Source organism: Formosa undariae, from assembly GCF_042427615.1.
GTDB lineage: Bacteria > Bacteroidota > Bacteroidia > Flavobacteriales > Flavobacteriaceae > Formosa > Formosa undariae.
In genome coordinates this window covers 371,226-385,537 of the sequence record NZ_JBHMEZ010000003.1, presented here as the reverse complement: position 1 = coordinate 385,537, position 14,312 = coordinate 371,226, and the positions used below count along the sequence as shown (strand labels likewise).

At 32.9% G+C, this 14,312-nt stretch carries 14 protein-coding genes; 7 read left to right on the top strand and 7 right to left on the bottom strand.

What is annotated here, in order from left to right:
- Positions 1-16: 16 nt before the first annotated feature.
- Positions 17-823, bottom strand: coding sequence for an EcsC family protein (locus tag ACFFVB_RS05135; RefSeq protein ID WP_382381642.1), 807 nt, complete (start codon positions 821-823; stop codon positions 17-19).
- Between the two features lie 241 nt (positions 824-1,064).
- Here ACFFVB_RS05135 and ACFFVB_RS05130 point away from each other — a divergent pair, with 241 nt between their 5' ends.
- From ACFFVB_RS05130 to ACFFVB_RS05110, 5 genes are all read left to right on the top strand, one after another.
- On the top strand, positions 1,065-1,652 hold the full coding sequence (locus ACFFVB_RS05130; protein WP_382381641.1) for a hypothetical protein: 588 nt from the start codon (positions 1,065-1,067) through the stop codon (positions 1,650-1,652).
- Between the two features lie 34 nt (positions 1,653-1,686).
- On the top strand, positions 1,687-2,373 hold the full coding sequence (locus ACFFVB_RS05125) for a hypothetical protein (protein ID WP_382381640.1): 687 nt from the start codon (positions 1,687-1,689) through the stop codon (positions 2,371-2,373).
- Between the two features lie 312 nt (positions 2,374-2,685).
- Positions 2,686-2,928, top strand: coding sequence for a hypothetical protein (locus ACFFVB_RS05120; protein WP_382381639.1), 243 nt, complete (start codon positions 2,686-2,688; stop codon positions 2,926-2,928).
- Between the two features lie 151 nt (positions 2,929-3,079).
- Positions 3,080-4,711 (top strand): ABC-F family ATP-binding cassette domain-containing protein, encoded by a 1,632-nt coding sequence (locus tag ACFFVB_RS05115; protein WP_382381638.1) that lies wholly within the window; start codon positions 3,080-3,082, stop codon positions 4,709-4,711.
- A 305-nt stretch (positions 4,712-5,016) separates the two neighbouring features.
- Positions 5,017-7,500, top strand: coding sequence for a TonB-dependent receptor (locus ACFFVB_RS05110; protein ID WP_382381637.1), 2,484 nt, complete (start codon positions 5,017-5,019; stop codon positions 7,498-7,500).
- Positions 7,501-7,680: 180 nt separating this feature from the next.
- On the opposite strand, the gene ACFFVB_RS05105 is transcribed toward ACFFVB_RS05110, so the two are convergent.
- Positions 7,681-8,229, bottom strand: coding sequence for a hypothetical protein (locus ACFFVB_RS05105; RefSeq protein WP_382381636.1), 549 nt, complete (start codon positions 8,227-8,229; stop codon positions 7,681-7,683).
- A gap of 196 nt (positions 8,230-8,425) precedes the next feature.
- Between ACFFVB_RS05105 and ACFFVB_RS05100 the strand changes: the two genes are divergently transcribed.
- On the top strand, positions 8,426-9,001 hold the full coding sequence (locus ACFFVB_RS05100) for a DJ-1/PfpI family protein (protein ID WP_382381635.1): 576 nt from the start codon (positions 8,426-8,428) through the stop codon (positions 8,999-9,001).
- A 62-nt stretch (positions 9,002-9,063) separates the two neighbouring features.
- On the opposite strand, the gene ACFFVB_RS05095 is transcribed toward ACFFVB_RS05100, so the two are convergent.
- From ACFFVB_RS05095 to ACFFVB_RS05075, 5 genes are all read right to left on the bottom strand, one after another.
- Positions 9,064-9,816: a M15 family metallopeptidase gene (locus ACFFVB_RS05095; protein WP_382381634.1), complete on the bottom strand. Its 753-nt coding sequence runs from the start codon at positions 9,814-9,816 to the stop codon at positions 9,064-9,066.
- A 76-nt stretch (positions 9,817-9,892) separates the two neighbouring features.
- Positions 9,893-10,189 carry a chaperone modulator CbpM gene (locus ACFFVB_RS05090; protein ID WP_382381633.1) on the bottom strand — a complete coding sequence of 99 codons (297 nt, stop codon included), beginning with the start codon at positions 10,187-10,189 and terminating at the stop codon, positions 9,893-9,895.
- Position 10,190: 1 nt separating this feature from the next.
- The gene (locus ACFFVB_RS05085; protein ID WP_382381632.1) at positions 10,191-11,081 is read right to left on the bottom strand and encodes a DnaJ C-terminal domain-containing protein; all 891 of its coding nucleotides are present in this window, start codon (positions 11,079-11,081) and stop codon (positions 10,191-10,193) included.
- An 81-nt stretch (positions 11,082-11,162) separates the two neighbouring features.
- A complete protein-coding gene (locus ACFFVB_RS05080) occupies positions 11,163-12,197 on the bottom strand; it encodes an alpha/beta hydrolase (RefSeq protein ID WP_382381631.1) in 1,035 nt (344 codons plus the stop codon).
- Positions 12,198-12,214: 17 nt separating this feature from the next.
- Entirely contained in the window at positions 12,215-12,988 is a 774-nt protein-coding gene (locus ACFFVB_RS05075; RefSeq protein ID WP_382381630.1) for a M90 family metallopeptidase, read from the bottom strand.
- A gap of 445 nt (positions 12,989-13,433) precedes the next feature.
- Here ACFFVB_RS05075 and ACFFVB_RS05070 point away from each other — a divergent pair, with 445 nt between their 5' ends.
- Positions 13,434-14,282: a DUF2911 domain-containing protein gene (locus tag ACFFVB_RS05070; RefSeq protein ID WP_382381629.1), complete on the top strand. Its 849-nt coding sequence runs from the start codon at positions 13,434-13,436 to the stop codon at positions 14,280-14,282.
- Positions 14,283-14,312 lie beyond the last annotated feature (30 nt).

The following is a 14,312-nucleotide window of genomic DNA, read 5'->3' as shown; positions in this document are numbered from 1 at the left end:
TCGAGGCGTTATTATTTTAGTTGTCTTCTGCAAGTTCTAAAATTGAATTGTAATACGTTTTAACTAGTTCTTGTCCATAAATACGCTCTAATCGTCTTACTATAAAATGTCCTTTGGCAACATCTTGAAAGTGATCTATAAACAGCGTGTTAATTATTCCTCCGCCAATAGCGCCAATAGCAGGAATTGCTTGCGCAGCTGCTTTTTCAGTAACCATAACATTAAATCGGGCAGCGATATTAACAATAAATTTTACTAATGCAGGCGCACTTTCTTCAGATATTTTTTTAGTCGCAATAAACCGAGATGCTTCTGTAATAGAATTTGCTAAAGCGGCACGGACTACAAAATAACCGCTTTCTGCATCATCATCAGACGTGCTTTCTCCACCCAAAGCAAAGACCTCCATACATGCTAGTTTAGTTTCGTTTTCACTTATTAGCTCGCCTTGTGAACGCGCAATATCTGCAATAGAACGCAACATTATAGTGGTCGATATTGGTAACTCTATGGCTAAACCTGGTAGACCAAAGAATCCACCCATACTACCAGAAAAAGCAACACCAAATTTATGCCAGGTGTTAGAAGGTCGCTCCACAGGAATATCTTCTAAAGACCAAATGGCGGCTTCAGTAGCTTTTATTAAAGATTTTTGCGTGATTTTTCCAATGTTTTCTTGCCAATTGTCAGGAAGGAATTCTATTGCTTTTTCAATTGGCATCCCTATAACATTTGTTATTTTGGCTGCCATACTAGGGTTTTCGAGTAAGGTTACAGCAGTAGTTAATTCTTGTATATGTAAATCGCTTAAGGATGTTTCCATAAGTAAGTTTTTTTTTGAGTAATGGTTTGAATTCTAAAATTACAAAATCTATACCAGAGTTATTTTAAAGTTATCTTAAGATGTGTATTTAATGGTCCATATTCAAAGCACACTATATCTAAAAGGAGTTTTTAGTTTTACTTATTTCTAAAATATACCCTATTTAGGGTATTTCTTTATACCTATGAAGGTTATACATTTGATTTACCTTCTTTTACTAAAAACATTAATAATTTAAATTATGAAAAATACTTTAATTCTTTTGATAGTATTAATTCCTTGCTTATGCTTCTCGCAGCAAAAAAGAGATGTTAATCCATTTAGAATAGGTGTAAAGGCAGGAATTCCAATTGGGATTGGAGTAGAATTTGAATATGTAACCCCATTATTGGGTAATAGAATTGCTCCGTTTATTAGTTATGGAATGTTGCCGTTCGATGATTATGATTTTAAATATTTTGAAGCCGGATCTAATATTTATTTTGGAGGGCGTGGAAAGGGCGGATACGTTTCCATTTCTTATGGGAAATTTAATGGGGAAGTCAGTAACCTAGAAAACACAAATACCGATGGCGAAGCATTTACTAATGGTGTGGCAAAAGAAGAATTAGCTTCCTTCAATTTAAAATTAGGATGGAAGTATGGTAAGACGCTTTATTTTAAATGGGAACTCGGTTATGCCATTGGAGAGCTGCCTACAGAGATTGCAGTAACAGGAGATATTAATGGAGTTAGAGAATCTTTTGAAGTCAGTACCGAAGAAGTTTTGGATTACGTTTCTGGTAAAGGATACCCTATTCTTAATATTGGTCTTGGATATGCCTTTTAAATTTTTAATATATAAATAACTAAACCTACCAATTATGAAATCAAAAATACTAATTACTTTATTACTATTAACTTCTGTTACGATGTTAGCAGGCACTATTATCTATGAGGATATTCCTGGGAGTAAGAAAATTAAACTGAGTTGTACTGAAACTGATGCCGATATTTATATCAATGGAAAACTGTTAGGTAAAGGTGCATTGGATATTAAAGTTCCTGATAAGGGGTGTACCCTTGTAGAAGTGAGAAAGACAGGATACTTAACCGAAAAAATTGACTTCTGTAATAAAAAAGAGTTGCCAAAGCCACCAAGTAAATATCAATTTGTTTTGCTAAAAGATGAAGCTTTTGATGTGTCGATTCAATCGGAGTTAGCAAATACAGACGTTACTATAAAGGCTGTAAAGGGAAAAGACGACTCTTGGAAGTTATTAAATCAGATTGTATTATCTCATTTCGATGTTATAGAAATGAATGATAAAGAAACGGGATATATACGAACCGCATGGGTTGTAGATAGTTTCGATAAAAGTGCAATTAGAACCCGTTTTATAGTAAAAGAATCTTCTAGTAGTCCACTAGTATATAAAGTTAAACTGGTTACAGAACATACAGATCGGCATGAAGATGGTGTTGTAAGTGAACGCCATTTTAAAGAATGGAGTAGAATTCTAAAGAAATATGAATCCTTAGTGAATGAAATTCAAGCCAGAGTGAAGTAAATAAATCATACTCATAACAGGACTTGATAGTGCGATAGTTCTTAAAATCATAAGGTTTTATCTCTAGTAAATCACAGGGAATTACAATCAAGGTTTTAAGTGTGCTGAACTATTCATTATCAAGTTGTAAATTTGCTAAAACTTAGGGTTGTTATTAATTTTAAGAAAATAGATGTTTATATAAATGTAACTAGAGCATCTAGTCGGAATAGACCATGTGTGAAATCACAAATATAAATTCGAAATTAAGTGTTTAGTAGTTGAAGATTAGTTAATTACGCTAAAATATAAATTATGAATGTATTAAAGAAAATGGTATCCATTGCACTATTAGTCTTCTTCTGTTTGTCTTGCGATGTTGAAGAGTTGATTGATCAATTTACCAGTGTAGATTGTGACGCATTAATAGAGGATTTGTATGACGAATATGATAATTACATTTTAGAAGCCTATAATAATGAGAGTTTATCCGAGGATGAGAAGACGGCTTTGATTCGAGAATATGAAGAAACACGTGAGGAAGAAATTCAAGAAGTAGAGGATACCTGCGAATAGTAATTGGATATTTTATAAAAGGGTTCGGTTACAAAAGTTAAAACCACCTCCAATTTTTATGAAGAAATTGAAGGTGGTTTTTTTGTTTAAATTCATGTGTAAGCATATAGTGATTAAACTTATCTTTGCCGACTTATAAATATATTTTTAGATGATTTCAATAGACTCGATTGCAGTAGAATTTGGAGGAACAACATTATTTAGCGATGTGTCTTTTTCCATAAATGAAAATGATAAAATTGCCCTTATGGGTAAAAACGGAGCAGGTAAATCGACTTTGTTAAAAATTGTTGCGGGACAAAGTAAAGCCTCTCGCGGTAATGTGTCTTCACCTAAAAACTATGTAATTTCGTATTTACCACAGCATTTACTTACTGAAGATGATTGCACGGTAATGGAGGAAGCATCTAAAGCTTTTGCGTCGATCTTTAAAATGAAGAACGAAATAGAAGCTATAAATGAAGAGTTAACGGTACGTACAGATTACGAAAGTGATGCGTATATGAAACTGATTGAAAAAGTTTCGGAATTGAGTGAGAAATTCTATTCTATTGAAGAAATTAATTATGAAGCTGAAGTCGAAAAGATATTGGTAGGTCTTGGTTTTGTGCGTTCAGATTTTAATCGGCCAACATCCGAGTTTAGCGGAGGATGGCGTATGCGAATAGAGCTTGCTAAAATTTTACTTCAAAAGCCTGATTTAATACTTTTAGATGAGCCTACAAACCATATGGATATTGAAAGTATCCAATGGTTGGAAGATTTTTTAATAACGCAAGCCAAAGCAGTTGTGGTAATTTCTCACGATAGAGCTTTTGTAGATAATATTACAACGCGAACTATTGAAGTAACAATGGGACGTATTTACGACTATAAGGCGAAGTATTCTCATTATTTAGAATTACGTAAGGACCGCCGTGCACATCAGCAAAAAGCATATGATGAGCAACAAAGAATGATTGCCGATAACCAAGAATTTATCGACCGATTTAAAGGGACGTATTCTAAAACTTTACAAGTACAGTCACGTGTAAAAATGCTTGAAAAATTAACGCCTATCGAAGTTGATGAAGTGGATACAGCAGCCCTTAAATTAAAGTTTCCACCATCACCAAGATCGGGACAATATCCTGTTATTGTAAATGAATTATCTAAGTCTTATGGAGATCACGTGGTGTTTAACAGTGCCAATTTGGTTATCGAACGTGGACAAAAAGTAGCATTTGTAGGGAAAAATGGTGAAGGTAAATCGACTATGGTTAAGGCCATAATGAACGAGATCGATTTTGAAGGGAGTATGGAATTAGGTCATAATGCCCAAATAGGATATTTTGCTCAAAATCAAGCTTCTTTATTGGATGGTGATCTAACAATATTCGAAACTATAGATCGTATTGCAGTTGGTGATGTTCGCAATAGAATTAAAGATTTATTAGGTGCCTTTATGTTTGGTGGAGATATATCTACAAAGAGAGTTAAAGTGCTTTCTGGAGGTGAAAAAACACGTTTAGCAATGATTAAATTATTGTTAGAACCCGTAAATGTGTTGATTCTGGATGAACCTACAAACCATTTGGATATGAAAACGAAAGATATCATTAAAGATGCTTTAAAAGATTTCGATGGTACATTGATACTGGTGTCTCACGATAGAGATTTCTTAGCAGGTTTAGCAACCAAAGTATTTGAATTCGGTGACAAACGTGTAAAAGAACATTTCGAAGATATTAATGGCTTCTTAAAACTTAAGAAGATGGAAAGTATGCGTGATATAGAAAAATAAACAGTTTACTTACCTTTAAATTTAAATATGAAACACCTTATAGATTTAGGCTTTAAGGTGTTTTTTTATTTCTTATGATTGTATTCTTCAACACTCATAATACTTTATAATATAGTCGAGTATTCAATTTTTTAGATCAATATTCTTTGTATTCACTTTCTCAGTGATTAAAATATGTAAAATAACAATAGGCTAGCAATCAGTTGTTTTTGCAAAGAAATGGGGCTAAAGTTATACGAAATGTAAAAAAATCATCCGACTCTTATGAATTCATTTATATTTGGTATTCTAAATCATCCAATTTAATGAAATTTAAAAGTTTTTTTCTAGTCCTTTTGACCGTAGGATTTTGTCAAAGTATGTTTTCTCAAATCACAGGGGAGATTATTAATTCTCAAGATAAAACTACTGTCGATTATGCCACCGTAGCTTTATTTAAGGTAAAAGACAGTACACTGGTAACAGGAGTTATTACTGATGAAACTGGGAGCTTCAAAATATCGGAAGTCAAAAAAGGGAGTTATTATTTAGAGGCTTCTTTTATAGGATACGAGAAAACAAAGAGTAAAGCTTTTACAATTACAAAACAAAATGAAGCATTATCTCTAGGTAAAATATATTTAAATGCCAGTTTAGAACTTTTAAATGAAGTAGTACTTCAGGGCACAACCAGTTCGGTAATTAATAAAGTAGATCGACAAGTATTTACAACGGGGAACTTTCAGAATGCTTCAGGAGGGAACGGTATTGATGTGTTGAAGAATATTCCATCTATAAATGTGAATGGGGAAGGAGAAATCGCGTTACGAGGAAGTACCAGTTTTATGCTTTTACTTAATGGTAAACCCATTCAAAGTAGTGCCACTCAAATATTAGGTCAACTTCCTGCAAATTCTATTGAGCGTGTAGAAGTTATTACGGCGCCATCTGCAAAGTACGATCCAGAGGGTAAAGCCGGGATTTTAAATATTATCACTAAAAAAGGAGCAACTAACGGTGCTTTTACACAGATAAACTTAAAATTAGGAGCTCCAAGTATAGAAGATTACGATACTGCAGAATCTGCGGGACGTTATGGAGCCGATTTTACATATAATCTAAGACAAGATAAATGGAACCTATCATTGGGAGCGAGTTACCAGCGTAACGATATTTCTGGACGAAGAGAAGGCGATGTATCTACCATTATAAACGATACGTTAACACGATTTCCTTCGGACGGCGAGCGCAGTTCTGATGAAATTAATTATTCAGGACGTATAAATTTAGATTATACACCAGACGATTCTAATAGTTTTTCAATTGGAGCCTATGCAGGAAAAAGATCGAAGGACAGATTAGCAACCATTTTGTATTACGATAATCATGCGATAACACCTGCCGATGGTGGTGATGCAGATCGTGTTTATACCTTTCAGTATCTAAACGATAATTTAAGAATTCGTAAAAGTGATTTTGCTGTAGCAAGTTTCGATTATGCACATGTTTTTGAAAATGAATCTAATTTATCTACTTCATTTTTGTATGAATACACCTTTTTGGGAGGTCCGACAACCAATGAGAATTTAGGATATCCGGATACGTCAGAAATCTTACAAGAAGAATATAATACCAATGACAATCCGTTACATGGTACTCGGTTTCAAGTCGATTACAATTTCAAACCTATGAAAATGGGGCAGTTAGCCGTAGGATATCAATTCAGAAATTTAGACCATAAAGGAGATTTTATTTACGAACGAAAAGATTTAGATACAGGCGAATTTGTTTTAATTCCAGAGTTTTCCAGTGAAGTAGATTTAACAAGACAAATTAACTCTGGATATGTACAGTTAGATAAATCTACAGACGAATTTGATTACAGTGTTGGACTTCGTCTAGAAAGTATGAACAGAGATCTCTATTTAAAAGATAAAGTTGGTGTAGTAGACACGACATATACGTACGATTTTGTAAAACTATACCCTTCGGCATCTATACAATATAAGGTAAACGATAATTTAATATTGAAAACCGCTTATAGTCGTCGTGTAGAGCGTACTACGTCATTTAAAATGAATCCGTTTCCAGAGCGTGAACATTCTGAAACCTTAGAGCAAGGAGATCCAACTCTAAAACCTGAATTTATAGATTTAGTAGAACTTGGTGTTGTAAAAGCCTTTGAAAGTGGAGCATCACTTTACGGGACGTTTTATTATCGCGATGTACAAAACTTAATAAATCGTGTAAATACGGTGTATAATGATAGTATTTTAAATAGAATTTACTCCAATGTTGGGTCTGGTAAATCTTTAGGATTAGAATTAGGTTCAGAGTTTAATGTCACCGATAAGTGGCGTAATTTTATTGGTGCAAACTTATATAACTTTAGTATAGACGGGGCTTATAACGGAAATCCAATAGATACAAGTAGTTTTGTGTATTCATTGAATGTGAATTCAACGTACGACTTCTCGGATACGGCTTCATTACAGTTTACATTTAATTATTTATCCGATCGTGTGACTGCTCAAGGTGAAGATTCCGAATTTTATTCACCTAATTTATCTTTTAAAAAGTCTTTTTTAAACAATCAACTGATTGCGACGTTACAGTGGCAAAATATAGATATGGGATTATTAGACACGAACGAACAACGTATTAGTACATGGAAAGATGGTTCGTTTTATACCACAACTAATTATGTGTATGAAGTAGATATGGTATTTTTAAACTTAACATATGCGTTCAATAAACGTAAAAATCAATCTAAATTTATTGAAAGTGAATTTGGAAAGCGTGAGTTTTAGATCATACAAATAGAATACTTGTTCATCATATTAAATTTTCATTCCATAATTAATGTAGAACAGTGTATTGCCTGTAATTAGTTACAACCATGATCTGAAATACTTGATACTCAATACTATTAAAGTATTATAAATAAAGAAACAGCCTTACAAAATATAATTGTAAGGCTGTTTTTTTATTTAAATCCCAAGGATTTTAGCATCCACAGTAAATACAGTACTAATTTCCATTTCATGATCTTCTGTTAAAACTTCATCTGTTGTCGTCTTAATCTTTAAATAAAAGGAATCTTTAAAAATGTATTCCTTTAAATCATCATCAGTGGTTTCTAAATACAATACATTACTATCATTTTCAATTGGAGTTGGACTCCAAGCTAATTTTTTATCTTCTAAGCCTTCTGAAGCAATATAAATTTCTAAGATTTCTAAAAAACTAAAATCTTCAGTACTTGGGTTCGTTAATGTTAACCTAAATTCTTTTAATTTAATATCATCTACTAAACTTTTAGTTGTGTTATTAATACTAAAAGTTGACTCTGTATTAGTATCAAATTCTGGTGTGTTTATTGTAATTGGGAAATTTATTGGAGTTATGGAAGGTATTGTTACAGACTTATCATAAGACACGTCAAATTTTGTAAGCTCGTCTAATGTACTACAAGACGTAATTACACATGCGAATATGAGGTATAAATAAGGCTTGATTTTGAAGCTTGAATTTTTCATGAGTAGAGTATTTAAGGTTGTAAATATACTGTTATTAATATGAGAAAAAATAACTCTGTTGTGATATGGAGTATTTACGATGCATTCATATTAAGATTATCAGTTTTTTAACATATTGATTTATAGTAAAATAAAATAACATTGTAACTTGATAACATAAAGAATCAGATATTTTAATCGATTAAAAATTTATATAATGAAAAAAATACTTTTCCTAACAGGTGATTTTACTGAAGATTATGAAACAATGGTACCTTTCCAAATGTTACAAATGGTAGGTTACGAGGTGCATACGGTATGTCCAAACAAGAAAGAAGGAGATACTATTAAAACAGCTATTCATGATTTTGAGGGAGACCAAACATATACCGAAAAGCCAGGACATAATTTTGTGCTAAATTATACTTTCGACGATGTAAATGTTGCAGATTACGATGGCTTGGTAATCGCTGGTGGTCGTGCCCCAGAATATTTAAGATTAAACAAAACGGTAATCGAAATGGTGAAATATTTTTTTAATGAAAACAAACCTGTTGCGGCCGTTTGTCATGGGATTCAGATTTTAACAGCAGCAGATGTTGTTAGAGGACGGAAATTAACAGCATATCCAGCTGTTGCTCCAGAAGTTACGATGGCTGGAGGGGAGTTCCAAGATATTCCAGCAGATAAAGCAATTGTCGATGGCAATTTGGTAACCTCTCCAGCTTGGCCAGGGCATCCTGAATTAATTAAGGGATTTTTAGATATTATGGGAGCGAAAATCACTCTATAAATAGAATTAAATAAAAACAAAACTCCAAGTAGAACATTAAAGTTAAATTTGGAGTTTTGTTTTTACTTTGTTTTCGCTGTTTTAGAAATGCCATCTACATAATTACAAATCATATCTAATGACGAGGCTAATTCAGAGCCTTCAAATCCGGAAATATCTGCTTCTGTAATATGTGTGAGGTAAAATTTTAAATATTGACTAGATAGCGGCATGTAAGACCAATGCCATTTTTCTTCATTATATCCTGTTCTTCCGTTGTCTTTAGACGTGTATACTTGGTAAAAACCAAAAGCATTTGCATGAGTGATTAACCAGTTGTATTCTTGTAAGCCTTGACCGCTCTCAAAATAGGAATTAGATAAACTATTTATATCTAAATCCGTTCCCCAATGGTGTCTAGACGTGCTAGGCATAGAACTATAGCGTAGTATTTTTTTAGCATTTTCAATAGGAGAGAGGCTACCGTTAGCTTTCCATTTACGGTCCCAAATAGATTTTTGATACGCGAAATTTCGTGTTCCAGAAATCACTTTAAATTGTACGCCGTCTTCTTTTGCCGCAGCATTCATTTTTAAGAATGCATCGTACACTTCATTTTGTAAATAAATGGTTTTGTTAGAGAATTCTGGAGCGACTTTTACAAAACAAGAATCTGTTTTAAAATCGAATTTACCCAATACAAAATCTTTGGTAATCGTTTTACACGGTTTTTGAGTATCTATTATTTCTGATTGAAATAAATGATCTAAGTTAGAAACGTTTTCAGGATAGAATACAAGACTTAAAAATATAATGGCAAAAAATGAAATCTTCATAACGTGGATTTAAAATTCTTGAAATAGGAATACAAGGATAACGTTAATAAAAGGAATTTCTTATTCTAATTGAGATTTATTGGTTTTCGTAAAAGTGTAATTTGTTCTTTGTTACCGATAGCTCCTGTTGTAAACGATCTACCTTTTTTAGTAAATTAAATGCCACATCAATCCCTTCGATGTTAACATGGAGCTCGTTATGCAAGCGAATCATTTTTTCGAGATCTGTTAACGTGTCTTGATGGAGAAATGTATTATTCTCCATCGTAATAATTTCTACTAAACCTATACTGTGTAAGTTCTCAATAAATACAGGTTCAATGTTGTATTGCACGCAAATAGTATTGACTAATATATAATGATTTTCTGCCATCTTATCTTAGTTTTTTTAATTCGGATAATAACTCTTTTTCTTTATGTGTAAGGTTGGTAGGCGTTTTAATATGGTAGGTTATTATAAAATCTCCAAACTCGCCGTCTTTCTTATATACAGGAAATCCTTTGCCTTTTAATTTAACTTTGGTGTCATTCTGAGTTTCCGGAGCTACTTTTAATTTCACTTTTCCCGAAAAGGTGTCGACCATGATATCACCACCTAAAAGTGAGGTGTATAAATCTAGATCGACGTCAGAATGTAGGTTGTTACCATAACGTTTAAACTTGGTATTGTTAAGAATATTAAATTTAATATATAAATCGCCATTAGGCCCTCCGTTTACACCAGGAGCACCTTTTCCTGTAATTTTAAGAACCTGTTCATTTTCTATTCCTGCAGGTATCGTTAATCTAATTTTCTTTCCGTTTACAGTCAGAATTTGAGATTCGTTAGTATAAACATCTGTTAGATTTAATTGTAATTCTGCATTAAAATCTTGCCCTTTAAATTGTGTTCGATTTCGACCTTGTCCAAATCCAGATCCACGCTGACCACCAAACATAGAATCGAAGAAATCTGAATAATCTTCGCCAGGTTGTCCTTGCCCCGAATAACTTTGTGACCTTGAACCTTGACTTCTTTGGTTACGTTCTATATCGTCGGCATGTTTCCAATCTTTGCCATGCGCATCGTATTTTTTACGATTTTCAGTATCGGATAATACTTCGTTGGCTTCATTAATGTTTTTAAACTGCTTTTCAGCTTCTTTGTCATTCGGGTTTAAATCGGGATGATATTTTCTAGCCAACTTCCGATATGCTTTTTTAATATCGGCTTGCGTTGCTTTTTTGTCAATTCCTAAAATTTTATAATAATCAATAAAATCCATAATTAATAGGTGTTCATGAGGATTAAAATGGTGTATGCAACTCTTATAAAGATCGGCAAAATTATAGAGAATTACAACAATTTATTTGCTCTCAAATTCTAAATTTTTAGAAAAGAAAGGTAGCGTTTTTGTTGAAATACGCTCGGCAATTTTATTAGTATGATCGCCCTTGTAAGTTTCGTAAGTATGATTTACACCTTTATTTGATAGTTTAGTGTGAAGTTTGTTTGAAGCTTCAAAAATATCAGTGTCGTCCGTTCCTGCGTCTATAGCAATGGATTTAAGCGTTTTTAAATTCTCAATATACGTGTCTACGGTATAAAGAATTTGATTGTCTTTGAATTTCGCTAAAATATCTGCTCTAGGTTTCCCGTCTTTGTAAGCCAAATCAATATACAATGGGTATTTTTTAGGATTTGAAGCCCAGGCTGCCGAAAATGCCAGGTTTATACCTTCAACAAAAGAAAGGTCTGCAATACCTGATTTAGAATTTAATGCTTCCATATTCTTTATGTTTTCAGCACTTGGGATAAAGCTTTCATCCATACAACAGGCACTTAACGCATAAATAGAAGAATATACTTCTGGATATTTCATTCCTAGTCTGATAGTGCCATAACCGCCCATAGAGTGTCCTGCCAACCCGCGACTGTTTTTATTAGGAAGTGTTCTGTATTTTAAATCAATAAAATTTACTAAGTCTTTGGTAATAAAAGTTTCCCAATCGCCCATAGTCTCAGATTTTCCATAAAAACTACCTTTATACGTTGTATAAGCATTTGGCATTACCACAATCATTTCCTTAGATGTGCCGTTAGTCATGCTTTCGTTTAAAATTTCGTATAAATTTATCCAATGGTGTTCCCAACCAAACCATTTACTATCGCTATCTGTAAATCCGTGTAGGAAATATAAAACCGGATATTTCTTATCTAGACTTGTCTGATAAGATGGCGGTAAATATACTGTGACACTAGGGTTTGAAGGATCGTTTATAAGGTTGTTTTTTAAGGCTTCACTTGGTACTTTTAATCGCACTCTAAAACCTTGAGCATTTGCGATTGCAATGCTGAAAATTATAAAAGATAAAGTAAGTAAAAACGATTTTAATTTCATTTAATATATTTTGATTGTTAGTTTGGAGTCATTTGAAAACACTGCTGAAGCATTTTAAATAATTCCGGATGCTTTTTCTTCATAAGATTTGGATTCTCAAAAAAGTACTCGGAGGCTACAGCAAAAAACTCGGCTTGATTCGTGCCTCCATAATCTCTAATATCCGATTTGTTATTATGAATAGCTTCCATTTCTTTATGAATTAATTTTAACCACGGTATCGTGTAGGTGTGTTTCATAATCAATTCAGGAACGCCGTCCGTATCACCATCCATTTTATCTATTAAATGCACGAATTCATGAATGGCGGTATTTCTTTTGTCGTTTTCATTTTCAAAACCGTGATATAGCGCCTTTTTAGAGAGTATCATTTGTTTTTCTAAACGGCCAGTACCGATCATTCCTGCAATAATTCGATTTTCTTTTTTAGTATCAAATTCATAATCCGAATTAAAATTATCGGGATATAAAAGCACTCCGCTTAAATTACTATAATGCCATTGAGGGAAGCCAAACACGGGTATTACTGCACTTGCTGCTATTAAAATTTTATCTAAATCTTGTAATTCTATTTTTATGCCTTCAATATGAACCTCACTTAAAAACTGCATCATTCGCTTTTGAAAATGTTTCTGTTGCACTGGATTTAAAGCGTTATAAAAATCGACATGTTCCAATAGTAAAACATGCCATTGTTTTGGAAATTGATCCGCTTTTTTAGCCTTTAACTTACTTAAAGCAAAGATTGCGAATCCCATAATTATAACGAAGGCTAGACCAACAAATACCATAGATTTATTTTAAATAATAGGTTACAAGTTAAGCTAAAAAAAGGTGAGTAGTATTAGAATTTTAATTTAAGAACGTATGAAAACTGAGTTTCTAAAACGAAATTTAAATACTCGTTTTATTAAGGTTTGGATGTTTAAATCGTTTATATCTCTAGTTACATAAGTGAAGTTCGATTGTTTAATATGTATAGGTATATCTAATATGTAAAATAGTTGATCGTTTTTGCTGATTTCGAGAGTGTGTGCTAGTAATGCTATAGAACGCATGATGTTAGACTGCTTGTATTTCTTATTAGTACATATAATAATTAAAAGCAGTTGGCTATATGTATTAAAATATATATTAATCTGGGCACGGTGAAATAGTTGACTGATTTAAGGTTTTGTTAACAAATTAAGGTGCAGTGAATATGTAATTTTACTGAAACTAAAAATAAACAGAATCATGAAAAAATTAATGTTAAGTCTTATTGTACTTGCAGCATCTTTTAGCCTTAATGCGCAAATAAAGACACCACAACCTAGTCCGTTAAGCAAAATGGAGCAAACTGTTGGGTTAACTCAGGTGGCTTTAGAATATTCTAGACCAAGTATGAGAGGAAGAGAAGTTTTTGGAAACCTTGTACCGTTTAATGAAACGTGGAGAACAGGAGCAAATGCAAATACAAAAATCACATTTTCTGACGATGTACTTATCGATGGAAAAACCTTGAAGGCCGGAGATTATGCTATCTATACTGTTCCAAATAAAACGTCTTGGGATGTGATTTTTTATTCAGATGCTACTAATAGTGGTTTGCCTAAAAAATGGGACGATAGTAAGGTGGCTTTAAAAGCAAAAGCTCAGGTCTACCCAATGCCTGTAGATATTGAAACGTTTACAATGACTTTCGATGATTTAACGAGTGATTCTGCCGTTATAGGTATGTTATGGGGAAAAGTATATGCAGGTGTTAAATTTGAAGTTCCTACAGATGCTTTGGTTATGAAAGATATAAATTCAGCAATGAAAGGAAGCCCAAAGGCAAACGATTATTATGCGTCTGCAGTGTATTACTACGAATCTGATAAAGATATTAATCAAGCTAAAACTTGGATGGATACATTTATGAGTATGACTGAGAAACCAGCGTTTTACCAATATCGTAAACAGTCTTTAATTTATGCAAAAGCAGGTGATAAAAAAGGTGCTATCGATGCGGCTAAAAAATCATTAGAAGGTGCTAAAGTTGCAGGAAATAAAGATTACGTTAAAATGAATAACGATTCTTTAAAAGAATGGGGCGCATTATAATCTAAATAACTCCAAAATATTAAGAAGCCA

Excerpts from the sequence above, each read along its gene's own strand:
- ACFFVB_RS05135 (WP_382381642.1), bottom strand. The coding sequence starts at position 823 with ATGGAAACATCCTTAAGCGATTTACATATACAAGAATTAACTACTGCT.
- ACFFVB_RS05130 (WP_382381641.1), top strand. The coding sequence starts at position 1,065 with ATGAAAAATACTTTAATTCTTTTGATAGTATTAATTCCTTGCTTATGC.
- ACFFVB_RS05125 (WP_382381640.1), top strand. The coding sequence starts at position 1,687 with ATGAAATCAAAAATACTAATTACTTTATTACTATTAACTTCTGTTACG.
- ACFFVB_RS05120 (WP_382381639.1), top strand. The coding sequence starts at position 2,686 with ATGGTATCCATTGCACTATTAGTCTTCTTCTGTTTGTCTTGCGATGTT.
- ACFFVB_RS05115 (WP_382381638.1), top strand. The coding sequence starts at position 3,080 with ATGATTTCAATAGACTCGATTGCAGTAGAATTTGGAGGAACAACATTA.
- ACFFVB_RS05110 (WP_382381637.1), top strand. The coding sequence starts at position 5,017 with ATGAAATTTAAAAGTTTTTTTCTAGTCCTTTTGACCGTAGGATTTTGT.
- ACFFVB_RS05105 (WP_382381636.1), bottom strand. The coding sequence starts at position 8,229 with ATGAAAAATTCAAGCTTCAAAATCAAGCCTTATTTATACCTCATATTC.
- ACFFVB_RS05100 (WP_382381635.1), top strand. The coding sequence starts at position 8,426 with ATGAAAAAAATACTTTTCCTAACAGGTGATTTTACTGAAGATTATGAA.
- ACFFVB_RS05095 (WP_382381634.1), bottom strand. The coding sequence starts at position 9,816 with ATGAAGATTTCATTTTTTGCCATTATATTTTTAAGTCTTGTATTCTAT.
- ACFFVB_RS05090 (WP_382381633.1), bottom strand. The coding sequence starts at position 10,189 with ATGGCAGAAAATCATTATATATTAGTCAATACTATTTGCGTGCAATAC.
- ACFFVB_RS05085 (WP_382381632.1), bottom strand. The coding sequence starts at position 11,081 with ATGGATTTTATTGATTATTATAAAATTTTAGGAATTGACAAAAAAGCA.
- ACFFVB_RS05080 (WP_382381631.1), bottom strand. The coding sequence starts at position 12,197 with ATGAAATTAAAATCGTTTTTACTTACTTTATCTTTTATAATTTTCAGC.
- ACFFVB_RS05075 (WP_382381630.1), bottom strand. The coding sequence starts at position 12,988 with ATGGTATTTGTTGGTCTAGCCTTCGTTATAATTATGGGATTCGCAATC.
- ACFFVB_RS05070 (WP_382381629.1), top strand. The coding sequence starts at position 13,434 with ATGAAAAAATTAATGTTAAGTCTTATTGTACTTGCAGCATCTTTTAGC.